The following is a 21112-nucleotide window of genomic DNA, read 5'->3' as shown; positions in this document are numbered from 1 at the left end:
CGGGGTGTTACGGGTCAGGATCTCAGACGGATCGGATCAGGCGGACTTGTTCCGGCGCTTGGCCCGGACTTCGTGACTGATGACGGTCGGTTCGGCCTTGTCCGTGACCACGTCCTTGGTGATGACCACGGTGGCCACGTCTTCGCGGCTGGGCAGATCGAACATGATCGGCAGCAGGACCTCCTCGAGGATGGCCCGCAGGCCACGGGCGCCGGTGCCGCGCTCCAGGGCCTGGTCCGCGATGGCGTCCAAGGCTTCCTGCTCGAACTCCAGTTCCACCCCGTCAAGGTGGAACATCTTCTGGTACTGCTTGGTCAGGGCGTTACGCGGCTCGGTGAGGATCTGGATGAGCGCGGGGCGGTCCAGATGGGACACGCTCGTGATGACCGGCAGACGCCCGATGAACTCGGGGATCAGACCGAACTTCAGCAGGTCCTCCGGAAGGACGTCCGCGTAGTTGTCCGTGTGGTCCTCGGCGGAATGCAGCGGAGCGCCGAACCCGATGCCCTTCTTCCCCGCACGCGAGCCGATGATCTCCTCCAGACCGGCGAAGGCGCCGGCCACGATGAAGAGCACATTGGTCGTGTCGATCTGGATGAACTCCTGGTGCGGGTGCTTGCGGCCGCCCTGCGGCGGCACGCTGGCCACGGTCCCTTCCAGGATCTTGAGAAGAGCCTGCTGCACGCCCTCACCGGAGACGTCACGCGTGATGGACGGGTTCTCGCTCTTCCGAGAGATCTTGTCGATCTCGTCGATGTAGATGATGCCGTGCTCGGCCTTCTTGACGTCATAGTCGGCGGCCTGGATGAGCTTGAGAAGGATGTTCTCGACGTCCTCACCCACGTACCCGGCTTCCGTCAGCGCCGTCGCGTCGGCCACGGCGAACGGGACGTTGAGCCGTTTGGCGAGTGTCTGCGCCAGATAGGTCTTGCCACAGCCGGTGGGGCCGACGAGCAGCACATTGGACTTCGCCACCTCGACCTCGTCGAGGCCTTCGCCCAGGGCGGTGCCGGAAGCTCCCGAGCGGATGCGCTTGTAGTGGTTGTAGACGGCGACGGAGAGCGCGCGCTTGGCCGGCTCCTGGCCGATGACGTACTGCTGCAGGAAGTCGAAGATCTCGCGGGGCTTGGGCAGCTCCATGGGACCGAGGTCCTTGACCTCCGCCAGCTCCTCTTCGATGATCTCGTTGCAGAGCTCGATGCACTCGTCACAGATGTACACCCCGGGACCTGCGATGAGCTTGCGCACCTGCTTCTGGCTCTTTCCGCAGAAGGAGCATTTGAGCAGGTCCGTGCTCTCACCAATCCGAGCCATGAGGGACTTCCCTTCGTCGCCCACCCGGGAACGGTGTGTCTCCGGGCTCCAGTCGTATTTCCACTCTAAGTCAGGGCTCCGACACTTTGGCCGAAGACAGACGTCGCCGGGGCAAATAATTGCCCCGGCGACTTCCGGTTGCGCTCAGGATCAGCGCGTGATCGCGGCCTTCTTCACCTTGCGGGAGTCAAGCACCTGATCCACGAGGCCGTATTCCACGGCCTCGGCGGCGGTCAGGATCTTGTCACGCTCGATGTCGTTGTTCAGCTGCTCAGGCGTGCGGCCCGAGTGCTGCGCCAGAGTCTCCTCCAGCCAGGACCGCATCCGCATGACCTCGTTGGCCTGGATCTCCAGGTCGGAGGCCTGTCCGCCCTGTCCGCCGGAGAGGGCGGGCTGGTGGATCAGGACGCGGGCGTTCGGCAGGGCCAGACGCTTTCCGGGGGTTCCGGCCGCGAGCAGGACCGCGGCGGCGCTGGCCGCCTGGCCGAGGCAGACCGTCTGGATCTCCGGGCGGATGTACTGCATGGTGTCGTAGATCGCGGTCATCGCCGTGAACGACCCACCCGGGGAGTTGATGTAGAGCGTGATGTCCCGTTCCGGGTCGGTCGACTCGAGCACGAGCAGCTGCGCCATGATGTCATCGGCCGAGGCGTCATCCACCTGGACGCCCAGGAAGATGATGCGGTCCTCGAAGAGCTTGGTGTACGGGTCCTGGCGCTTGAAGCCGTACGGCGTGCGCTCCTCGAACTGGGGCAGGACGTAGCGGTTGTTGGGCAGGTTTCCCGCGGACCAACCGAAGTTGTAGTTCATGTCTGTGACTCCTTGCGAATCGGTCCGATGTTACTTGTTGGTTCCGCCGCCGCCCGGCACGGAGGCCGCGTGCTCGGCGATCTTGTCGAAGAAGCCGTATTCCAGGCCTTCCTTCGCGGTGAACCACTTGTCCCGGTCGTTGTCCTTCAGGATGGTCTCCACGCTCTGACCGGTCTGGTCGGCGGTGAGTTCCGCCATGACCTTCTTCATGTGGAGGATCAGCTCGGCCTGGATCTTGATGTCCGAGGCCGTGCCGCCGATGCCGCCCGAAGGCTGGTGCATCAGGATGCGGGCGTTCGGGGTGGCGTAGCGCTTGCCCTTCGTGCCCGAGGAGAGGAGGAACTGACCCATGGAGGCGGCCAGACCGGTCGCCACCGTCACCACATCGTTCGGGATGAACTGCATGGTGTCGTAGATCGCCATGCCCGCCGTGACGGAACCGCCGGGCGAGTTGATGTAGAGGTAGATGTCCTTCTCGGGGTCTTCTGCCGACAGGAGCAGCAGCTGGGAGCAGATGGCGTTGGCGTTTTCGTCACGCACCTCCGAGCCGAGCCAGATGATGCGCTCCTTGAGCAGGCGATTGTAGATGTAGTTGTCCTGCGCCGCAGGGTCAACGCTCGCCATGCGCGGTGCCGGTGTTTGCTGTGACATGGTTGCCTACCTCTTTCGTGGATGGCCGCAAACGGATTTCGGTTACTTGGACACTAACCGTTTTCGGCGGGCCGTTGTTCGCCAAAACGGCCCTGTTCGCTTTAGGCGCACCGGGCCGGTGGCTGCACAGCGCAAAGGACCGCCGGAGGATCATTCCTCCAGCGGTCCCTCGTGTCATGCAGCGTGCGACGGCGGCAGCCCGCCGTCGTCGGAGTGCTTACGCCTTGGCGTCAGCAGCTTCCTCTGCGCCTTCTTCGGCGGCTTCGGCTTCGAGCTCGTCGCGGCCCTTGACGAAGTCGCTCAGGTCCACTGCCTTGCCCTCGGAGTCGACGACCTCGGCCTGGCCCAGCACGACGGCCAGAGCCTTGCGGCGGCGGACCTCGGCGACCATGAGCGGCACCTGGCCGGCCTGGTCGAGGATCTGGGCGAACTGGTTCGGCTCCATGCCGTACTGCGAAGCGGTGGTCACCAGGTAGTCGATGAGCTCGTTCTGGGAGACGCCGACCTCTTCCTTGTCCGCGATGGCGTCCAGGATGATCTCGTTCTGGAACGCACGCTCGGAGTTGGCCTTGACCTCGGCGCGGTGCTCCTCGGTGTCGTGGTCCTCACCGGAGTGGTTGTTCTCCGGGGAGAAGTGCTGCTCGATCTGCTCTTCGATGACGGACTCGGGGACCGGCACGGAGATCAGCTCGACGAGCTTGTCCAGGACCTTGTCGCGGGCCTCGACGCCCTGCTCCATGAGCTTGCCCTCGGCGGCCTGCTTGGCGAGGTCCTCACGGAGTTCGGCGATGGTGTCGAACTCGGAGGCCAGCTGAGCGAAGTCGTCGTCGGCCTTCGGCAGTTCGCGGACCTTGACGCTCTTGAGAACGACCTTGACCTGAGCCTTGGCGCCGGCGTGCTCGCCGCCCACCAGGGTGGTGTCGAAGACGGCGTCCTCGTCGACGGACAGGCCGGTGACGGCCTCGTCGAGGCCTTCCAGCATGGTGCCGGAGCCGACCTGGTAGGACAGGCCACTCGCGCTGTCGACCTCTTCGCCGTCGATGCTGGCGGTGATGTCGATCGTGATGAAGTCATCGTTGGCGGCGGGGCGCTCGGCGGCGACGAGGGTGCCGAAACGGCCACGCAGGTCTTCCAGCGCCTTGTCGACGTCGGCTTCGCTCGCCTCTGCGGCGGCGACCTCGACCTTGATGCCGGCGTAGTCCGGGAGCTCGACCTCGGGACGGACGTCCACCTCGACCTGGAACTTCAGCTCACCATCGGTGGCGGAGGGGTCGGGGACCTCGGTGATCTCCACCTCGGGACGGCTCAGCGGACGGATCTCCGTCTCGGCCACCGCCTGCTGGTACCAGCCGTTGAGGCCGTCGTTGATGGCGGTCTCGAGGACGTAGCCACGACCGACACGCTGGTCGACCAGCTTGGACGGAACCTTGCCCTTGCGGAAGCCCGGGACCTGGATCTGGGAGGCGATGGTCTTGTACGCCTCGTCAATGCTGGGCTTCAGCTCCTCGAAGGGGACCTCGACATTGAGCTTGACCCGGGTGGGCGAAAGGTTCTCGACAGCGCTCTTCACGGCGTTCGTTCTCCTGATTGGTGTCTGGATTCAGTTCTGCGCCGCCGGATTGCTGTGAACGCACCGATGGCAGATGTGTGCGCAGAGTCGGGGTGACAGGATTTGAACCTGCGACTTCCTGCTCCCAAAGCAGGCGCTCTAGCCAAGCTGAGCTACACCCCGTAAGTGCAGATGACAGTCTATAGGCCACCGTGACGCATTCCCTAAATCGGGTTCGGCGCACCCGGGGAAGCCCCGTTTTGCGATCGTCCCGGCTCGCCTGTAAGCTCAAACGCGCAACGGGGACGTAGCTCAATGGTAGAGCCTCAGTCTTCCAAACTGATTACGCGGGTTCGATTCCCGTCGTCCCCTCTCCCGATGCCCCGGTTCCTGCGAACCGGGGCATTTTTCATGCCCTGGGATGGGCGTGTGTGCTCAGTTGTTGCGGGTGTCGCGGCTGAACATCCGCAACAACTGAGCACACAGCGAGGGAGCAGTGATTCAGTGCTGGCAGCCCGGGCACCAGTACAACTTGCGCCCGGCCAGTTCGCGGAGAGCGATGTCCGTGCCGCAACGCGGGCACGGGCTGCCCTGGTGCTGATAGACGGAGAACGCCTCGTGCTCTTCCGGCAGCGGACCCGACCAGGCGCCGGGCTCCGTCGTGATGATCCGGCCGTCCCGCACCCCATCGGCCAGGAGACGCTCCGCGTCGGCCCAGAGTCCGGCGGCCTCCTCGGCGCTGAGCGACGTGCCGGGGCGCGCCGGGTCGATCCCGGCGCGGAACAGCAGCTCTGCGCGGTAGATGTTGCCGATCCCGGCCACCACGCCCTGGTCCATCAGCAGCTGCCCCACAGAAGTGCGACGCGACCTCAGGCGGCGGGCGAACTCTTCGCCGTCGCGCTCATGGCCGGGAAGACCACGGTGCAGCGGATCGGGGCCGAGCTTGGCGCGCGCGGCCGCCACCTCCGGGCCGGTGGCGGCGTCGCAGCGGCTCGCGCCCCGCAGATCCGCCCAGCCGTGCTCGCTCACGAGGCGGACGCGGACCGCGCCCACGGGCGCCGGAGGGCCCGTGTAGACATCCTCGCCGCTGTCCGCGACTTCGCGCTCACCGATACGCCGCGGGGCGCCGATGCTCGACGCCCCCGTGAAGGTCTCATCGCCGCCGAACTCCCAGGCGCCATAGAGGCCGAGGTGCACGTGCAGCCAGAGATCGTCCTCGAAACCGAGGAACAGCTGTTTTCCGTGAGCCTCGGAGGAGAGCAGACGCCGCCCGTCAAGCAGGGCAGCGCCCGCGGCGAACCGCCCCTGAGGGCTGCTCACCGCCAGGCGCTGACCGGCGAAGACGTCGTGGAACTGGATGGCCAGTCGCCTGACCGAATGCCCTTCAGGCACTAGGCCAGGACCTCGCCCGTCTCTTCGTAGTGGGCGATCTTGCCGATGCGGCGGACGTGGCGCTCGTCGTTGCTGAAAGGCTCGGTCAGGAAGGCGTCGATCAGCGCGGCGGCTTCTTCGACCGTGTGCTGACGGCCACCCACGGCCACCACGTTGGCGTCGTTGTGCTCACGGGCCAGGCGGGCCGTGGAATCGTTCCAGGCGAGCGCCGCACGGACGCCCTTCACCTTGTTCGCGGCGATCTGCTCACCGTTGCCGGAACCGCCCAGGACGATGCCCAGGGCGTGAACGCCGGCGGCCTGATCGGCGACGACGGCCTGCGCCGCGTTGATGCAGAAGCCCGGGTAGTCATCGAGCGCGTCGTACTCGGTGGGCCCGTGGTCGATGACCTCGTAACCCTGCTCGGTCAGGTGCTTCACCAGGTAGGCGCTCAGCTCCATTCCGGCGTGGTCGGTTGCGATGTGGACGCGGGGCTTGACGGCAGTGTCGGTCACGTGGTTCTCCGGGGAATTCTGAGGAGGGATCGGTCGTCTCCACCCTACCCGTCCCGGGCGCACGTTACGCGGGCCGGGCGAGGCTGCGCAGCGCGGCCGCGAGCCGCTCAGCCGTTTCCTGATCGGGGGCGGAGAACGTGACCGCCGGATGGCCGCCGCTCGTCATCGGCAGCACGACGACGGCGGGCCCGCTCGCCACGAGAAAGCTGCGGCCGCGCTCCCCCGTCCTCGGCCCCCAGCCGCCGTAGTCGGCAGCCGTCGCCTCGAGCGCTTCGGCGCCTCGGATGTCCCCCGCGGAGATCCGGCACACGGGAAGGAACCCGCCCAGGCGCAGCGAGAGCCCCTCACGGCTCACACGGATGCGCAGGATCAGCAGCGCCGCGGCGGCCAGGGCGAGCACCAGGAGCACCAGGGCCAGCCACGGGTTCACGATGCTCACGAGGGCCGCCGGGAAGACCCCCAGGAGGCCCGTCATCACGAGCACCGACGTGCGGGGACGCGCCCACACCGCGGTCTCCACGGCGGCCAGCTCCGGATGCGCCAGTGCCTCGAGCTCACGCTGCAGCGCACGGTCATCGCGGGGATCCCATTGCGCGAGCGGGGTGTAGACGTAATGGACCAGCAGGCCGAGACCGAGGGCGCCGCCGGTGCCCAGCAGCAGGACCAGGTTGTCCACATGGGAGTTCCGGGCGTCCGTGAGGTCGAACTGCCCGGCGAGTCCGGCCGCGGCCACCGTGCAGAGGAACAGGCTCAGGGTGATGCCTGCGGAGAGCATGATCCGCCGCATCAGCACGGGGAGGTTCGTCAGACCGGAGGCCACCAGGAACGGCAGTGAGGGGATGATGATCAGGAGGACCGCCATCGTCAGATAGCCGGCGAGGTCCGTGAACGCCACGCCGCCCTGGCTCTCCCAGCGGAACGCCACGGGCGTGGGCAGGCGGCGCGCGACCGCCTGCACGGCCAGCCAGAACGCGCCGGCCAGGACCAGGGGGAAGCCGACCGCGAAGCGCAGGGTCCGCCAGTCGACCACCCCGTCACGCCGACGTCGTGTTTCGTCTCCTTCAGCACCGCGCATGTTCTTCACGCTACCCTCTGGCGGAGAGGAGCGGTCAGCGGGCATAGTTGTGAAACACTAGCTTCAAAGTGGCGCCAAAGGTGGCGCTCCTCACCATCAGCCCCAGGGAAAGGCGCAGAACTTGCCAGGAATGAATCTCACCCGAGCGGAAGCCGAGGAGCGCTCAGCGCTCCTTTCTGTTGACTCCTACACGGTGGACCTGGACCTCACCAGGGGCGATCGGGTCTTCGGCAGCACCACCACGGTGCGCTTCACGGCCAAGGACGACGCCTCCACCTTCATCGACGCGGTGACCGACTCGGTCTCCCAGGTGATCCTCAACGGCGCGGATCTCGATCCCGCCCAGGTCTCCGACGGCGTGCGGATCCAGCTCGACGGCCTGGCCGCCGAGAACGTCCTCACCGTGGTCGCCGAGAACCCTTACATGAATACCGGAGAGGGCCTGCACCGCTTCGTGGATCCTGTCGACGGAGAGGTGTACCTCTACACGCAGTTCGAGGTCCCGGATTCGCGCCGCATGTTCGCGGTCTTCGAGCAGCCCGACCTCAAGGCGACCTTCACGTTCAACGTCACGGCCCCCGCGCACTGGGACCTGGTCTCCAACTCCCCCACCCCGGTTCCCGTGCCGCAGCCCGCAGGCGAGGACGGCGGCGCCCGCTCGCTGTGGAGCTTCACCCCCACCCCGCGGCTGTCCTCGTACGTCACCGCCCTGATCGCCGGCCCGTACCAGTCGGTGCGCAGCGAACTCGTCAACTCCGAGGGACGCACCATCCCGCTCGGCGTCTTCGCCCGCAAGTCCCTCATGCAGTACCTCGACGCGGACAACATCTTCGAGCTGACCCGGCAGGGCTTCGAGTTCTTCGAGCAGCAGTTCGGCATCCCGTACCCCTTCGAGAAGTACGATCAGCTCTTCGTCCCCGAGTTCAACGCGGGCGCCATGGAGAACGCCGGAGCCGTGACCATCCTGGAGGGCTACGTCTTCCGCGGACAGGTCCCCCAGGCCCAGGTGGAGCGCCGCGCGATCACCGTGCTGCACGAACTCGCCCACATGTGGTTCGGCGACCTCGTCACCATGCGCTGGTGGAACGACCTCTGGCTCAACGAGTCCTTCGCCGAGTACATGTCCCACCTGGCGGCCGTGGAGAACACCGCGTTCACCAATGCCTGGACCACGTTCGCCTCGGTGGAGAAGTCGTGGGCCTACCGCCAGGACCAGCTGCCCAGCACGCACCCGATCTTCGCCGCGATCAACGACCTCGCGGACGTCGAGGTCAACTTCGACGGCATCACCTACGCCAAGGGCGCCTCGGTGCTCCGTCAGCTCGTGGCCTGGGTGGGCCAGGAGGAGTTCATGGCGGGCGTGCGCGCCTACTTCGCCAAGCACGCCTGGAAGAACACGGTGCTGAACGACCTGCTGGTCGAGCTGGAAGCCGCCAGCGGGCGCGATCTGGGCGACTGGGGCAAGCTCTGGCTGGAGACCGCCGGCGTGAACACCATCAAGCCCGAGCTCGAGCTCGACGCGGCCGGCGTCATCACGTCCTTCACGCTCGTGCAGACCGCGCCCGAGGACCACCCGACCCTCCGTCCGCACCGCCTGGCCATCGGCCTGTACTCGCTGGACGCCGAAGGCCGCCTGGTGCGCACCCGCCGTCTGGAGCTCGATGTCGACGGCGAGCGCACCGAGGTTCCGGGGCTGGTGGGCACGCCGCACAACGGCCTCATCCTCATCAACGACGACGACCTCGCCTACACCAAGGTCCGGCTCGACCCGGCGTCCTGGAGCTATGCGCAGGAGCACCTCTCCGCGTTCGCCGAGTCCCTCCCCCGCACCCTCGTGTGGGCCTCCGCCTGGGATGCCGCCCGCGACGCCGAGGTGCCGGCCCGTCAGTATCTTCAGCTGCTCCTGAACAACATCGGCGCCGAGACGGACTCGTCCGTGGTGCTCATCCAGCTCCGCCAGCTGGCCACCACGCTGAACTTCTACGTGGCCCCGGAGCACCGGGAGCAGGCCATCATCGAGGCGGCGGACGCCCTCCTGGAGCTCGCCGAGAACGCGGCGCCGGGCAGCGACAGCCAGCTCCAGTTCATCAAGGCCTTCGCGCTGCACGCCCGCAGCCAGGCCCAGCTGGACTGCGTGGCCGAGATCCTCGACGGCACCCGGGAAGTCCCCGGCCTAGCCGTGGAGCAGGACCTCCGCTGGGAGCTGCTGACCTCGCTCGTGGTCGGCGGACGGGCCGCGCAGGCGGAGATCGACGCCGAGCTGGAGCGCGACAACACCGCGAACGGCCAGAACTCCGCAGCGCTGGCCAAGGCCGCCATCGCCACTCCCGAGGCCAAGGCCGCGGCATGGCAGGAGATCGTGGTGGACGGCAAGCTGTCCAACGCGATCCAGGGTTCCGCGGTGTCGGGCTTCACCCGCGTGCATGACGCGGCCCTCCTGGCGCCGTACGCGGAGAAGTTCTTCGAGGCCGTCCCCGGGATCGTGAAGAGCCGCACGCTGGCCCTCGCGCAGCAGATCCTCGTCGGCCTGTACCCGTCCTACCAGACGACCCAGCAGACGGTGGACCGCACCAACGCGTTCCTGGAGACCCTGGACGAGGACAGCGCCGCGCTGCGACGCACCCTTCTGGAGAACCGGGACGCCGTGGAGCGCGCACTCCGGGCGCAGGCCGCGGACGTCTGATCCCGGCGGTGACCTGAGCGGCTGCGCCGCCACAGCAGTCCCGACGACGGCGGGCGGGCCACTCACACGAGTGGGCCGCCCGCCGTCGTCGTCCCCGCCGTCCTGCCCCGGACAGCCCGGACGGCCTGGGCAAGCACCACGTGCCCAGCACGGCACTAGGCTGAGCACATGGCCATCGACCTGCATCATTACGACGTCACCGTGGACTGGACCGGGAACCTCGGCACGGGGACGAGTTCCTACCGCGCCTACTCGCGGGATCACACCGTCCAGCTGCCCGGGCTGCCCCCGCTCCCCGGCTCGGCGGACCCCACCTTCCACGGCAACGCCGAGCGGTACAACCCCGAGCAGCTCCTGCTCACCGCGCTGGCGCAGTGCCACATGCTGTCGTACCTCCATGTGGCGGTCCAGCACGGGGTGACCGTCACGGCGTACCGCGATCACGCCACGGGGACCATGCGGCTGAACCGCGACGGCAGCGGCCAGTTCGAGGAGGTCACCCTGCACCCTGAGGTCACCGTGGCGGATCCCGCGCACCGCGAGCTCGCGGACGAGCTGCACCGCGAGGCCAATCGCCTGTGCTTCATCGCCAACAGCGTGAACTTCCCGGTGCACCACGAACCGAGCGCGCGGGCCTGACGGTCCGCCTGCTCCTTCGGCGCTCCGGCGGGACGCGCCTCCCGGCAAAGGACGGGCCGCGCCTACCTCAGCAGGGCCTACCGCAGCAGTCCCAGCAATTCAGTCTCCCGCGCCGCGCTGAGTCCTGCCTTCCGCTCCCGGTCGAAGCCCTGACGCCGCTCCCACTCGAGAGTGTCGGCCCAGGTCTCGTCGAGAGGACCCTGACGCAGCCCCGAGGCGACAGCTCCGACAGCGGTGCGGGTCATGAAGCCTTCATAGCCGGCCGGGAGCCAGACGGGAAGCGACCCGGGACCGGCCCACGGAGCGACGCCCTGCTCGTCCAGCCAGGCGTCCTCGGCGACGATCGGCTCACCGTCGAACCCTGAGACGCGCAGCCACTCGGCCACCTCATCCACCCAGGGCCGGGAGGCGCCGGCCGCATTGAAGGTTCCCGCCAGGCGCCGTTCCGCGGCGGTCAGCAGGAACGCCGCGTAATCCCGGACATCCAGGTACTGCACGCTCGAGCGCTCCCCGCGAGGCAGCAGCACGCGGCCTCCTCGCGCGAGACGGGCGGGCCAGTAGCCGAAGCGGTCGCTCGGGTCACCCGGGCCCACCAGCAGCCCCGGCCTGCTGATGTGGGCCCGCTCCGGGAGGGCGCCCAGCACCTCCAGCTCGCAGCGGACCTTCGCCGGGCCGTACTCCTCCATGGAGGCCATCGGCGCGCCTGCCGGCAGCGGTTCGAGCAGGTCCGCGGTCTCGTCGGCCTCCGGCACATCATGCGCGGCGTAGACGGAGCAGCTCGACACGAGCGTCCAGTGCGCCGCCCGATCCGCCAGAGCCTCCAGCGCCCAGGCCGCATGGTGCGGCTGGCGCGTCACGTCCACGACGGCGTCGAAGTCCCCCGTGAGCCCGTCCAGGGCGGCGACTCCCGCCTCCCGGTCGGCCCGGTGCCAGTGGGCGCCGTCCGGGGCCGCCCCGCTCTCCCCTCGGGCGACGAGGTGGACCTCGTGGCCCGCGGCGACGGCCTGGCGGGCCAGTTCGGACGAGAGGAATGCGGTGCCACCGAGGATCGCTATGCGCATGCGTTCAGGCTACGGCGCTAGGGTGGTGAAGGCCATGGCTTCAGCCCACGGCAGAGACCGACCAGTACGGCGAGGAAAGGACCCGAGTGGCATTCAAGACAGGCAGCAGTGAGCAGGCGGCGATCGTGATGACAGGAGCGTCCGTCGATTTCCTCGAAGTGGCGATCGTGATCGCGGTCGGAGTGCTGATCTGGGCGCTGGCGACCTTCTTGATCCGCAAGGTCACCAAGCGGATCGCCCAGGGGATCACGTTCCTGAAGAAGGAGCGCTTCCGCTGGGTAGCTCCCGCGCTGCAGGCCCTGGAGAGCCAGCGCCGTGAGCAGCGGGCCAAGACGATCGGTTCCCTGCTGACGAGCGTGACCACGGTGGTGATCTCCGTGATCGTGGTGTTCTACGTCCTCAAGGCGTTCGGCGTGGACATCGCGCCGCTTCTGGCGAGCGTCGGCGTGGTGGGCATCGCGATCGGTTTCGGCTCGCAGCAGCTCATCCGGGACTACCTGGCCGGCATCTTCATCAGCCTCGAGGACCAGTACGGCATCGGGGACCGGATCGTGACCAGTGAGGTCGAAGGCGTCGTGAAGGCCGTGGGTCTGCGGATCACCAAGGTCGAGGGCGACGACGGCACCATCTGGTACCTGCGCAACGGTGAGATCATGAGGGTGGGGAACCGCTCGCAGGGCAACTATGTCCCCGCAGAGACCCCCTCCGGCACGGAAGAAGGACAGTAAGCGCATGGTCAACCCCGAGGAGCGTCCGCAGCTCATGCGCAACGACCCGTTCTCGCAGCCCACCTACACGGATAGCTTCTACGAGCTGATCGGTGGTCACGAGACGTTCGTGAAGCTGGTCGACGTGTTCTACGAGGGCGTGGCCCAGGACGAGCTGCTCCGGCCGATGTACCCCGAGGAGGACCTCGGCCCCGCGAAGCACCGGCTCACGATGTTCTTCGAGCAGTACTGGGGCGGGCCGAACACCTACAGCCAGGAGCGCGGCCACCCGCGCCTGCGGATGCGGCACTTCCCCTTCACCGTGACGGCGGAGGCCCGTGACCGCTGGCTCCTGCACATGCGCGCAGCCGTGGACGCCCTCGAGCTGGCGCCTCTGCACGAGGCGACGCTCTGGGACTACATGGAACGCGCCGCCCACTCGATGGTCAACACGCCGGGCTAGTCCTCGAGAGTTCCTTCCAGGGGCCCGTGGTTTGGGCCCTGGGGAGGATCAGCCGAGCAGGCTGGCGGGGCGGCGCACCAGCACGTGGCCGGCAGGCGTGCTCAGCCGCCACCAGGTGCCGTGGCGGAAGAGAGTGGCGTCGGCGTCGTCAGTGAGGAAGCCGAGCGCATGGGCCGCGAAGGCCGCGCCACGCGGCAGTTCGGCGGCTGACTCCGGCGCTTCGCCCTGTTGCACGGTCCACGGCGCCGTGAACGGCTCGCCCCAGACGCTCGCCCGGGCGTTGTTGACGATCAGCGCACCCGGGCTGTCCGGCAGGATCCCCGCCACGCGGCGGATGCCTTCCTCGGCCGCGTCCTTCAGGGCGGCGCCGGACACGGTGGCGACCGGCTCCCACGGCCCGCGGGGCACCCCGACGCCGGCCCACGACTCACGGACCGTGGTCGGCGGGATCTCCAAGTGGGACGCCTCCGGCTGTCGCGCCACCCGGTCAAGGATCGCAGCGAGCGGAACGGTGACGTCGAGCTCCGCGGGGGCGGCCAGGGCGACCGTGCGGAGACCCAGGACGGTCGGCGTCGACTCGCCCAGCAGCGCGGGACGCAGCACGCAGACCGACGCCAGGAGGACCGGACCCGCGGCTTGCAACCGAATGCCCGAATCCTGGATCGATTTGGCGCGCGTCACGAAGTTCTTCAGGTCTGCGAGGTCCCGGGCGTCGCTGAAATCGAGCTGTTCCGGACGGAAGAGGGTGGGTGCTTGCACCCCATCGACTTTACTCGCGCCCGCGCTGCCGAAGGTCGCGCTGTGTCATACGCCTCAATGGCCGGGTCCTGCCGTCACCGCTGCGAATCTCTCCGGACTGCCGATCAGCGACGACGGCGGAACGGCACCGCCTCGCCGTTCCACTGTTCGAGCGCGTGCCGCTGAGCGGGGCTGAGTCGGACGGGCACGCCGCTTTCGCGGTTGACCAGGACCATGGACGACGCCGCAAGCGCGTACACGGCCGAGCCGTCCGGTTCCGCCACCTCGTACCCGAAGTCGAAACTGGAGCCGCCGATGCCCGTCACCCAGATGTTGACGTGCACCGGATCGGTGCGGAAGAGCAGCGGCTTGACGTATTCGATCTCGTGACGTGCCACCAGGGTGAAGTTCTCCACGCCCACCAGATCGTCGAAGGAGTCCTCCTCCGCCGCGCCCGCTCCCGCGTCCTCGCCCAGCGCCCGGTGGATCAGCTGCACGCGCGCATCCTCGAGGTAGCTGAGGTAGACCACGTTGTTCACGTGGCCGTAGCTGTCGATGTCGCCGAAGCGGATCTGGACGGGGAAACTCAGGCCGGGTCGTTCTGTCATGAGGGAGATTCTTCCAGATCAGCAGGCCGGTCAGGTCTTCGCGGGGCGCCGGCGGCGGCCGTGGACGGCGCCCAGTCGGTGACCGCCGAACTGTCACCGGGCTCTCGGTTGAGCCTGCCGGACGGCACTGAGTAAAGTCAGCTCCATGACTGCCGAGCATGATCGTCCGACCCCTGCCGTTCCGGACCCCCAGGAGACCGGGCGGAGGGCCACTCAGGAGCTGCTGAAGCTGCTGGAACTGGATGACTTCAACGGCATCAGGACGGACGAGGACATCTTCGTCGGGCCGGTGCACGAGCAGCCCCGCAGCCGCGTGTTCGGCGGCCAGGTCCTGGCGCAGTCCCTCATGGCGGCCGGACGCACGGTCGATCCGGAGCGCGCCGTCCACTCGATGCACGGATACTTCCTCCGTGCCGGTGATTCGCAGGAGCCCATCACGTTCGGGGTTCAACGCCTGCGGGACGGCCGCTCCTTCTCTGCGCGCCGCGTGCATGCCTACCAGGGCGGCGTGCCGATCCTCTCGATGATCGCGTCCTTCCAGACGGAGGACGAGGGCGTCGACCACTTCCAGCCGATGCCCGAGGGCATGCCGGATCCGGAGTCCCTCCCGTCCACCGCCGAGCTGCTCGCCGGGATCGACCACCCGGTGGCCCGGTACTGGGCCTTCGAGCGGGCGTTCGACATCCGGCATATCGACGCTCCGCTCTACCTGAGCGCCGATCCACAGGCCGGCGCGCGGAACGCCGTGTGGATGAAGACCTTCGACACCCTGCCCGACGATCCCGCACTGCACCGCGCCGCCCTCGCCTATGCGAGCGACTACACGCTGCTGGAGTCGATCCTGCGCAGGCATTCGCTGGCCTGGAGCAATCCCGGGATGAGCGTCGCCAGCCTGGACCACGCCATGTGGTGGCACCGTCCGGTCCGCGCCGACGAATGGCTTCTCTACGTGCAGGACTCCCCCAGCGCCCAGAACTCCCGAGGGCTCGCGCAGGGCCGGATCTACGACCGGAACGGTGTCCTCGTCGCGTCCGTGGCACAGGAAGGCATGGTCCGCGTCCCCGAGCTGTGAAGCGCGAGACCGGCTCCGCCCCGTCTTAAGACGCAAACGGCGAGGGCCGACGACGGCGGTCTCCCGCGGTCGTCGGCCCTCGCCGTTGCGCTGTGGCCTTGTTTGCTGCGCTGTGGCCTGGTCAGCTGACCTGTCCGGCCTGTCGCGATCAGTCGCGGGTCAGGCGGCGGTGCGTCACGCGATGAGGACGGGCCGCTTCGGCCCCCAGGCGGTCGACCTTGTTGGCCTCGTAGGACTCGAAGTTGCCCTCGAACCAGTACCAGTTGGCCGGATCCTCCTCGGTGCCTTCGTAGGCCAGGATGTGCGTGGCCACTCGGTCCAGGAACCAGCGGTCGTGGCTGACGACCACGGCGCAGCCCGGGAATTCGAGCAGCGCGTTCTCAAGGCTGCTGAGAGTTTCGACGTCGAGGTCGTTGGTGGGCTCATCGAGGAGCAGGACGTTGCCGCCCTGCTTGAGGGTGAGCGCCAGGTTCAGGCGGTTGCGCTCACCACCGGAGAGCACCCCGGCCTTCTTCTGCTGGTCCGGTCCCTTGAAGCCGAACGCGGCCACATAGGCGCGGGACGGCATTTCGACCTGACCCACCTGGATGAAGTCCAGGCCGTCGGAGACGACCTCGAAGAGGGTCTTCTCCGGATCGATGCCGCCACGGCTCTGGTCGACGTAGGAGATCTTGACCGTGTCGCCGATCTTGAGCTCGCCGCCGTCCAGGGGCTCCATCCCGACGATGGTCTTGAAGAGCGTCGACTTACCCACGCCGTTGGGGCCGATGACGCCGACGATGCCGTTACGGGGCAGGGAGAAGGTCAGGCCGTCGATCAGGACACGGTCGTCGAAGCCCTTGCGCAGGTTCTCGGCCTCGATGACGAGGTTGCCCAGGCGCGGTCCCGGCGGGATCTGGATCTCTTCGAAGTCGAGCTTGCGGGTGCGCTCGGCTTCCGCTGCCATCTCCTCGTAGCGGGCCAGACGGGCCTTGGACTTGGTCTGGCGGCCCTTGGCGTTGGAACGGACCCAGTCCAGTTCCTCGGCCAGGCGCTTGGCCATCTTGGCGTCCTTCTTGCCCTGGACTTCCAGACGGGCGCGCTTCTTCTCCAGGTACGTGGAGTAGTTGCCCTCGTAGGGGTAGAGGCGGCCACGGTCGACTTCACAGATCCACTGGGCGACGTGGTCCAGGAAGTAGCGGTCGTGGGTGACTGCCAGGACGGCGCCTTCGTAGTTGCTGAGGTGCTGTTCCAGCCACAGCACGCTCTCGGCGTCCAGGTGGTTGGTGGGCTCATCGAGCAGGAGGAGGTCGGGCTTCTGCAGCAGCAGCTTGCAGAGCGCGACACGGCGGCGCTCACCACCGGAGAGGACCGTCACGTCGGCGTCACCCGGCGGGCAGCGCAGCGCGTCCATGGCCTGCTCCAGCTGGGAGTCGAGGTCCCAGGCGTTGGCGGCGTCGATGGCCTCCTGCAGCTTGCCCATCTCTTCGAGGAGGGCATCGTAATCCGCATCGGGATTGGCCATCTCTTCGGAGATCTCGTTGAAACGCTGGACCTTGGAGTAGATCTCAGCGACACCTTCCTGGACGTTGCCCAGGACGGTCTTCTCCTCGTTCAGAGGAGGCTCCTGGAGAAGGATGCCCACGGTGTAACCGGGGCTCAGCCGGGCCTCACCATTGGAGGGGGTGTCCAGCCCGGCCATGATCTTGAGGATGGTCGACTTACCAGCACCGTTCGGGCCCACGACACCGATTTTGGCACCGGGGAAGAACGACATGCTGACGTCATCGAGAATGACCTTGTCACCAACGGCCTTGCGAGCCTTGGTCATCGTGTAAATGAATTCCGCCATGACCTTAAATCTAGTGCGTGGGCGCACCGAAGTCCTATTCGTTCTCCGGACCGCCCCGCACCGGCACCGCGTTCCGGGTGGCCCTTGCCCCGCGCATCACCGCACGAAAGGCGCCTTCGGCAGAGCTCAGGACCCGGTCCGGGGGCCGCCCTGGTCGCCGATGAAGCACTTGCCGTTGCTCAGCGTCGGCAGCGTTTTGCTGCTGACGGTCCCCTCCCGGAGGTAGACGAACACGCAATTCTTGGGGACCACCACCGCTGCGGCGACCACGGCATCGGCCTCCAGCCCGGTCGGGGTGACCGAGCTGCTGACCTCCACCGTCACGCCCGGACCCACCGCCGCCTGCATGGCCTTGCGGACCACGTCGGTGGACGGCTTGGAGACCCCCTTGAGACTCTTCTCCACCGAAGCCTCCACCTTCTGCCGCGCCTGTTCGGCAGGGTTCGGCGTGGCCGCGGAGCCCGCGCCCGCCGTCGTCGCCGGGGATCCCGGTTCCACTGGCGCCGGGGCCGGAGAGCTGCACGCGCTCAGGACAAGGCCCAGGCTCACGGCGCCGGCCGACAGGAGGCGGCGCGAACGACCGCCACGCTGCACGTCGGACCCTGACCGCGCACGGTGGAGTACGGGCTCGCGGAAGGAGGACTGCGGGGCGGGGGCGGAGGGCTTCATCAGGCGTTATTGTGCCATGCCGCCCCGTCAAGATGCCGGGATCGCGCCTCCGCCGTCCCCGATGCCCCCTTTGCCAGGGTGCTCAGGCCGCCTCGGGATAGCGGCCGGTCTCCTCATCGTCACGCACCACACCGAGCGGGCCGCCCTTCTGCCCCTCGCCGTGCCCCTCGCCGTCGTCGCCGCGTGCAGCATCACCCGGCTGATCGTCCAGGACCTCCCCCGTCACGGGATCGACGCGCTGACCTTCGGCCAGCAGCAGGTCGTCGCGCGCCGCCTGCGTCCCGGCATCGGGCTCACGGTTCGCAGGCTGCTGCGCGACGCTCCGCTGATAGTTCGCCGTTCCCCAGCTGAGGTCATGACCGATGCTCTCCGCGTCGATCTGGGCGACGTTGTAGACCCTTCCATCCCGTTCCCATTGCCGGAGTTTGAGGCGGCCCATGACCACCACCCGCTGCCCCTTCTTGACGCTGCCCGCGATGTTCCCCGCCAACTGGCGATAGGCCTGGACCGTGAACCAGTTGGTGTCCCCGTCCACCCACTGCTGCGTGGCTCTGTCGTAATGCCGGTCCGTGGAGCCCAGGCGGAAGTTCGCCGTGTTGACGCCGCCGTTGGTGGTCCCGGGCCGGACGTCCCCGGCCACGAAGCCCCGCACCGTGATGATGTCTGCCATGGTCGTTCCTTTCTCGTGCTGAATCGATGACTCCAGCCTGTGGCAACGGCAACCGTCCAGAGCCGCCTGTCCGCCCTATGTGGACACCTCACGCAACAGGCCCTCCACAACTTCGGGGTAGACTCGATGGGCCGCCGGGTTACCCCGGCCGGCCCCTGTAGCTCAGTGGATAGAGCAGCGGCCTTCTAATCCAATGGATCAGGATTCGGACCATCTGTCCCATACATGAGCCAGGAAAACGGAACTCCCGTGCGCAGAGCCCATGCCCGCACGGCAATCTTCCGAGGCTCGACTAGGCCGCGCTCATAGTTGCTCACGGTGGCCCGTGAAATATCAATCTCCTTCGCCAAGGTCACCTGATCTAGGCCGGCATGCTCGCGCGCCTTCCGGAGACGGTCGGCCAAGGTCCAAAGCGGAATGACGAACTCTGGCTGTGTACTCATAGCTCCAACTTAGCCGAACGCTTCGCAACTACGCAATGGATAGCCCTACCCATAGAGTTTGACAATTGCGTAATCGCGCCTAGGGTTAGCTTTATGCCTAACCCTCAGCTTCTCACCGCACGTCAGGTTGCAGACCGCTTGCATCTGACTCTTCGAGTTGTGCAGCTCCGCGCTAAGAAAGGCGACATTCCTGTCGCGTTCAAATCCCCTGGAATCACAGGGCAGTACCTGTTCGATCCGGCAGACGTGGCCGCTATCGAGGAGGCCATTCGTGCTTGATCTGATCATCGCGTGCTTGAACGCCGTGCTCGCAGCGCAGGCCCTATTGGTGATAGTCGCCGTAGTGTCCGGCCTTGCCATCGCGGCCGTACTGCTCGCCTTCGTGCACGGGCTTACCCGCGCCGGCCGGGAGGCGGAATGGCGGATTCACGACCTAGAACGTCGGGTTGAGCTACTGGACCACGAAGACGAACGCGCTTGGGCGGCTGTAGACGCCGGATGTACTTGGACTGCACCACGTCCCACCTCCTGGGCCAGACCGCCCGCGCGCCCACGGTCCTCTGAGAGCGAATCAGAATGACCGCGCGCCCCTTGTCGTCCATATACACGCGGAAGCCGTCAGATTCACCGTCCGCTAGCCTGTCGCGTTCAAATCCATCGCGGCTCCGATATCCGGACTGGACAACACCGTGCTGCGCCCACGCCTTGACGTGCATCGAGGGGTCGGGGCCGAAGTGCTTGACACGGACCTTGTACAGGCCATTCTCCAACGTCCGGCTGAGCACAAGGCCCGACTTGCTGCGGTTCTCCCATCGCTGGAACAAGGCCCAACACCAGCCAATGAGCCCAAAGACCGTGGCAACTATGGCACTCCAATTCACACTTTCCATGCCAATGATCCTAGGAGGTCAGTAGTGGAAGCCCTGGCAATCGCGGTAATCGTCTCGGTCGCTGTCTGGCACCTTTGGAAGGCCGACAGTGAGCGTTGAAGCCATGACAATCGTGCTCCACCACTCACAGGCAAAGGGGACAGACAAACTCGTCCTACTGGGCATCGCCAACCATGACGGCGACGGCGGGGCGTGGCCCTCAATGGCGACCCTCGCGAAGTATGCGAACGTGACCGTCCGAAACGCCCGCGTCGCCGTACAGCGATTGGTGGAGCTGGGCGAGGTGCAGCGGTCTGTTATGTCGGGTGGTACTCACCGCACGGCGGACCATCTGCGGCCGAACCTGTATCGAATCCTGCTGCAGTGCCCTCCGGGGTGTGATCGCTCGTCGCAGCACCGTGTGGACAACTCGCCCACACCCCCGGATGCCAACGACCGGGGAGGACGTGAGCGACCGGGGTCCCCGGATGCCAACAACCGGGGACCCCGGATGCCAGCGACCTCCGAACCCAAAGTGAACCACCAGGGAATCAATCAGGGGTCACCTAAGCCGGGTACCTCACCAGCAGCCAAGCAAGTCTGCTGGGCCTGTGGAAAACCCTGGAAGGGACGCGGCCTCTACTGCACGCACTGTTCGAGTGACGGACTCGCTACCCCGATGATCAGCTGCCGGCACTGCGGCAACTGCCGCAAGCGGGCCTACCCAGGAGAACAGGACTTCATATGCAGCGACCATCCAAGCGCCTAGACCCGTTCGAACTCCGCGTGCTGTGGTCCGGCCTCGCCCGCGAACTCGCAGACCTCGAACGCCTCAACGGCAAGCCCTGGGATCGAGCCGTGGTCTACAAGCAGCTACTCACCGTCGAACGCTTCCAGAACACCAAACACATACCCATCAGGAGGAACAAGCCATGACCACCAAGCAGGAACTACCTACGAAGCCACCGTTCGTCATCGATCTGACTAAGACCACCACGGTTACGAGAGATGACCTCGGATTCATCGCCCGGACGCTCGGCCTTGACCCGTACAAGGTGCGTGCAATTCGGATCGATGCGGAACGGATCACCGTCGAGCACCGAATCGGCGCCCGACAGATCGAAGTGCGCGTCTGGGACGTGACCAAGTGATCGCGGAACGCGCCGTGACGACCCAGGGCCACGACATAAGCACCCTGCACGCCTGGATACTGCACAGGTGCGCTGTCTCGCTTGACCGGGATCACCCGGAGTTCGAGTACGGCAGATGGACCATCGACGGGGACGCCGCCCACACCGCCGACACGAACGGGAGGCTGTGGTGAGCGAGGGCGTCTACACCCTGGCCGGCGATGACATCGGGGATATCCCGGTT

At 67.0% G+C, this 21112-nt stretch carries 24 protein-coding genes and 2 tRNA genes; 11 read left to right on the top strand and 15 right to left on the bottom strand.

Annotated features, from left to right (window positions below):
- Nucleotides 1–36 precede the first annotated feature (36 nt).
- The 5 genes from clpX to AB6732_RS04985 all read right to left on the bottom strand — a co-directional run bounded on the left by clpX (nucleotide 37) and on the right by AB6732_RS04985 (nucleotide 4507).
- The gene (gene clpX / locus AB6732_RS05005; protein ID WP_370958820.1) at nucleotides 37–1314 is read right to left on the bottom strand and encodes an ATP-dependent Clp protease ATP-binding subunit ClpX; all 1278 of its coding nucleotides are present in this window, start codon (nucleotides 1312–1314) and stop codon (nucleotides 37–39) included.
- Between the two features lie 150 nt (nucleotides 1315–1464).
- Nucleotides 1465–2124, bottom strand: coding sequence for an ATP-dependent Clp protease proteolytic subunit (locus AB6732_RS05000; protein ID WP_107002914.1), 660 nt, complete (start codon nucleotides 2122–2124; stop codon nucleotides 1465–1467).
- Between the two features lie 30 nt (nucleotides 2125–2154).
- Nucleotides 2155–2748 carry an ATP-dependent Clp protease proteolytic subunit gene (locus AB6732_RS04995; protein WP_208189416.1) on the bottom strand — a complete coding sequence of 198 codons (594 nt, stop codon included), beginning with the start codon at nucleotides 2746–2748 and terminating at the stop codon, nucleotides 2155–2157.
- 244 nt (nucleotides 2749–2992) lie between these two features.
- The gene (gene tig / locus AB6732_RS04990) at nucleotides 2993–4345 is read right to left on the bottom strand and encodes a trigger factor (RefSeq protein ID WP_370958818.1); all 1353 of its coding nucleotides are present in this window, start codon (nucleotides 4343–4345) and stop codon (nucleotides 2993–2995) included.
- An 87-nt stretch (nucleotides 4346–4432) separates the two neighbouring features.
- A tRNA-Pro gene (locus AB6732_RS04985) sits at nucleotides 4433–4507 on the bottom strand.
- A gap of 118 nt (nucleotides 4508–4625) precedes the next feature.
- On the opposite strand from AB6732_RS04985, the gene AB6732_RS04980 reads away from it, so the two are divergent.
- A tRNA-Gly gene (locus AB6732_RS04980) sits at nucleotides 4626–4696 on the top strand.
- 129 nt (nucleotides 4697–4825) lie between these two features.
- On the opposite strand, the gene AB6732_RS04975 is transcribed toward AB6732_RS04980, so the two are convergent.
- The 3 genes from AB6732_RS04975 to AB6732_RS04965 form a co-directional block, all read right to left on the bottom strand.
- A complete protein-coding gene (locus tag AB6732_RS04975; RefSeq protein WP_370958816.1) occupies nucleotides 4826–5716 on the bottom strand; it encodes an Fpg/Nei family DNA glycosylase in 891 nt (296 codons plus the stop codon).
- Complete coding sequence (locus AB6732_RS04970) at nucleotides 5716–6210, bottom strand: ribose-5-phosphate isomerase (protein ID WP_370958814.1); 495 nt, start codon at nucleotides 6208–6210, stop codon at nucleotides 5716–5718. Before AB6732_RS04970 ends, AB6732_RS04975 begins: the two co-directional genes overlap by 1 nt.
- A 64-nt stretch (nucleotides 6211–6274) precedes the next feature.
- The gene (locus AB6732_RS04965; RefSeq protein ID WP_370958812.1) at nucleotides 6275–7285 is read right to left on the bottom strand and encodes a hypothetical protein; all 1011 of its coding nucleotides are present in this window, start codon (nucleotides 7283–7285) and stop codon (nucleotides 6275–6277) included.
- Nucleotides 7286–7415: 130 nt separating this feature from the next.
- Between AB6732_RS04965 and pepN the strand changes: the two genes are divergently transcribed.
- Together pepN and AB6732_RS04955 are read left to right on the top strand one after the other, a co-directional pair.
- Complete coding sequence (pepN, locus tag AB6732_RS04960) at nucleotides 7416–9968, top strand: aminopeptidase N (RefSeq protein WP_370958810.1); 2553 nt, start codon at nucleotides 7416–7418, stop codon at nucleotides 9966–9968.
- A gap of 168 nt (nucleotides 9969–10136) precedes the next feature.
- Nucleotides 10137–10607: an OsmC family protein gene (locus tag AB6732_RS04955; protein ID WP_370958808.1), complete on the top strand. Its 471-nt coding sequence runs from the start codon at nucleotides 10137–10139 to the stop codon at nucleotides 10605–10607.
- A gap of 77 nt (nucleotides 10608–10684) precedes the next feature.
- On the opposite strand, the gene AB6732_RS04950 is transcribed toward AB6732_RS04955, so the two are convergent.
- Nucleotides 10685–11668, bottom strand: coding sequence for an NAD-dependent epimerase/dehydratase family protein (locus AB6732_RS04950; RefSeq protein ID WP_370958806.1), 984 nt, complete (start codon nucleotides 11666–11668; stop codon nucleotides 10685–10687).
- Between the two features lie 128 nt (nucleotides 11669–11796).
- Between AB6732_RS04950 and AB6732_RS04945 the strand changes: the two genes are divergently transcribed.
- A complete protein-coding gene (locus tag AB6732_RS04945; RefSeq protein WP_066211865.1) occupies nucleotides 11797–12396 on the top strand; it encodes a mechanosensitive ion channel family protein in 600 nt (199 codons plus the stop codon).
- A 4-nt stretch (nucleotides 12397–12400) separates the two neighbouring features.
- The gene (locus tag AB6732_RS04940; protein WP_370958804.1) at nucleotides 12401–12838 is read left to right on the top strand and encodes a globin; all 438 of its coding nucleotides are present in this window, start codon (nucleotides 12401–12403) and stop codon (nucleotides 12836–12838) included.
- Between the two features lie 48 nt (nucleotides 12839–12886).
- On the opposite strand, the gene AB6732_RS04935 is transcribed toward AB6732_RS04940, so the two are convergent.
- Entirely contained in the window at nucleotides 12887–13597 is a 711-nt protein-coding gene (locus tag AB6732_RS04935) for a hypothetical protein (RefSeq protein WP_370958802.1), read from the bottom strand.
- Between the two features lie 104 nt (nucleotides 13598–13701).
- Nucleotides 13702–14184: an acyl-CoA thioesterase gene (locus tag AB6732_RS04930; RefSeq protein WP_370958800.1), complete on the bottom strand. Its 483-nt coding sequence runs from the start codon at nucleotides 14182–14184 to the stop codon at nucleotides 13702–13704.
- A gap of 145 nt (nucleotides 14185–14329) precedes the next feature.
- Here AB6732_RS04930 and AB6732_RS04925 point away from each other — a divergent pair, with 145 nt between their 5' ends.
- A complete protein-coding gene (locus tag AB6732_RS04925) occupies nucleotides 14330–15256 on the top strand; it encodes an acyl-CoA thioesterase (protein ID WP_370958799.1) in 927 nt (308 codons plus the stop codon).
- Nucleotides 15257–15404: 148 nt separating this feature from the next.
- Here the strand turns inward: AB6732_RS04925 and ettA are convergent, their stop codons facing one another.
- The 4 genes from ettA to AB6732_RS04905 all read right to left on the bottom strand — a co-directional run bounded on the left by ettA (nucleotide 15405) and on the right by AB6732_RS04905 (nucleotide 18869).
- A complete protein-coding gene (gene ettA, locus AB6732_RS04920; protein ID WP_307497217.1) occupies nucleotides 15405–17087 on the bottom strand; it encodes an energy-dependent translational throttle protein EttA in 1683 nt (560 codons plus the stop codon).
- 126 nt (nucleotides 17088–17213) lie between these two features.
- Nucleotides 17214–17756 carry a hypothetical protein gene (locus AB6732_RS04915; protein ID WP_370958796.1) on the bottom strand — a complete coding sequence of 181 codons (543 nt, stop codon included), beginning with the start codon at nucleotides 17754–17756 and terminating at the stop codon, nucleotides 17214–17216.
- 82 nt (nucleotides 17757–17838) lie between these two features.
- Entirely contained in the window at nucleotides 17839–18426 is a 588-nt protein-coding gene (locus AB6732_RS04910) for a single-stranded DNA-binding protein (protein ID WP_370958794.1), read from the bottom strand.
- Between the two features lie 185 nt (nucleotides 18427–18611).
- The gene (locus tag AB6732_RS04905) at nucleotides 18612–18869 is read right to left on the bottom strand and encodes a helix-turn-helix domain-containing protein (protein WP_370958792.1); all 258 of its coding nucleotides are present in this window, start codon (nucleotides 18867–18869) and stop codon (nucleotides 18612–18614) included.
- Nucleotides 18870–18962: 93 nt separating this feature from the next.
- Between AB6732_RS04905 and AB6732_RS04900 the strand changes: the two genes are divergently transcribed.
- The 5 genes from AB6732_RS04900 (at nucleotide 18963) to AB6732_RS04880 (ending at nucleotide 21062) form a co-directional block, all read left to right on the top strand.
- Nucleotides 18963–19148: a hypothetical protein gene (locus AB6732_RS04900; protein WP_370958790.1), complete on the top strand. Its 186-nt coding sequence runs from the start codon at nucleotides 18963–18965 to the stop codon at nucleotides 19146–19148.
- A gap of 714 nt (nucleotides 19149–19862) precedes the next feature.
- Nucleotides 19863–20507: a helix-turn-helix domain-containing protein gene (locus AB6732_RS04895; RefSeq protein ID WP_370959596.1), complete on the top strand. Its 645-nt coding sequence runs from the start codon at nucleotides 19863–19865 to the stop codon at nucleotides 20505–20507.
- Nucleotides 20483–20674 (top strand): hypothetical protein, encoded by a 192-nt coding sequence (locus AB6732_RS04890; RefSeq protein ID WP_370958788.1) that lies wholly within the window; start codon nucleotides 20483–20485, stop codon nucleotides 20672–20674. The genes AB6732_RS04895 and AB6732_RS04890 overlap by 25 nt, the downstream gene beginning before the upstream one ends.
- The gene (locus AB6732_RS04885) at nucleotides 20671–20889 is read left to right on the top strand and encodes a hypothetical protein (RefSeq protein ID WP_370958786.1); all 219 of its coding nucleotides are present in this window, start codon (nucleotides 20671–20673) and stop codon (nucleotides 20887–20889) included. Before AB6732_RS04890 ends, AB6732_RS04885 begins: the two co-directional genes overlap by 4 nt.
- A complete protein-coding gene (locus AB6732_RS04880) occupies nucleotides 20886–21062 on the top strand; it encodes a hypothetical protein (RefSeq protein ID WP_370958784.1) in 177 nt (58 codons plus the stop codon). The genes AB6732_RS04885 and AB6732_RS04880 overlap by 4 nt, the downstream gene beginning before the upstream one ends.
- Nucleotides 21063–21112 lie beyond the last annotated feature (50 nt).

The sequence above is a fragment of the Arthrobacter sp. RCC_34 genome (assembly GCF_041360795.1).
Lineage (GTDB): Bacteria > Actinomycetota > Actinomycetes > Actinomycetales > Micrococcaceae > Arthrobacter_E.
This window is presented reverse-complemented; position numbering and strand designations above follow the sequence as displayed.

Coding starts and splice junctions, on each gene's coding strand:
- clpX (WP_370958820.1), bottom strand. CDS start 1,314: ATGGCTCGGATTGGTGAGAGCACGGACCTGCTCAAATGCTCCTTCTGC.
- AB6732_RS05000 (WP_107002914.1), bottom strand. CDS start 2,124: ATGAACTACAACTTCGGTTGGTCCGCGGGAAACCTGCCCAACAACCGC.
- AB6732_RS04995 (WP_208189416.1), bottom strand. CDS start 2,748: ATGGCGAGCGTTGACCCTGCGGCGCAGGACAACTACATCTACAATCGC.
- AB6732_RS04965 (WP_370958812.1), bottom strand. CDS start 7,285: ATGCGCGGTGCTGAAGGAGACGAAACACGACGTCGGCGTGACGGGGTG.
- pepN (WP_370958810.1), top strand. CDS start 7,416: ATGAATCTCACCCGAGCGGAAGCCGAGGAGCGCTCAGCGCTCCTTTCT.
- AB6732_RS04955 (WP_370958808.1), top strand. CDS start 10,137: ATGGCCATCGACCTGCATCATTACGACGTCACCGTGGACTGGACCGGG.
- AB6732_RS04950 (WP_370958806.1), bottom strand. CDS start 11,668: ATGCGCATAGCGATCCTCGGTGGCACCGCATTCCTCTCGTCCGAACTG.
- AB6732_RS04945 (WP_066211865.1), top strand. CDS start 11,797: ATGACAGGAGCGTCCGTCGATTTCCTCGAAGTGGCGATCGTGATCGCG.
- AB6732_RS04940 (WP_370958804.1), top strand. CDS start 12,401: ATGGTCAACCCCGAGGAGCGTCCGCAGCTCATGCGCAACGACCCGTTC.
- AB6732_RS04930 (WP_370958800.1), bottom strand. CDS start 14,184: ATGACAGAACGACCCGGCCTGAGTTTCCCCGTCCAGATCCGCTTCGGC.
- AB6732_RS04925 (WP_370958799.1), top strand. CDS start 14,330: ATGACTGCCGAGCATGATCGTCCGACCCCTGCCGTTCCGGACCCCCAG.
- ettA (WP_307497217.1), bottom strand. CDS start 17,087: ATGGCGGAATTCATTTACACGATGACCAAGGCTCGCAAGGCCGTTGGT.
- AB6732_RS04915 (WP_370958796.1), bottom strand. CDS start 17,756: ATGAAGCCCTCCGCCCCCGCCCCGCAGTCCTCCTTCCGCGAGCCCGTA.
- AB6732_RS04910 (WP_370958794.1), bottom strand. CDS start 18,426: ATGGCAGACATCATCACGGTGCGGGGCTTCGTGGCCGGGGACGTCCGG.
- AB6732_RS04905 (WP_370958792.1), bottom strand. CDS start 18,869: ATGAGTACACAGCCAGAGTTCGTCATTCCGCTTTGGACCTTGGCCGAC.
- AB6732_RS04900 (WP_370958790.1), top strand. CDS start 18,963: ATGCCTAACCCTCAGCTTCTCACCGCACGTCAGGTTGCAGACCGCTTG.
- AB6732_RS04895 (WP_370959596.1), top strand. CDS start 19,863: ATGACAATCGTGCTCCACCACTCACAGGCAAAGGGGACAGACAAACTC.
- AB6732_RS04890 (WP_370958788.1), top strand. CDS start 20,483: ATGCAGCGACCATCCAAGCGCCTAGACCCGTTCGAACTCCGCGTGCTG.
- AB6732_RS04885 (WP_370958786.1), top strand. CDS start 20,671: ATGACCACCAAGCAGGAACTACCTACGAAGCCACCGTTCGTCATCGAT.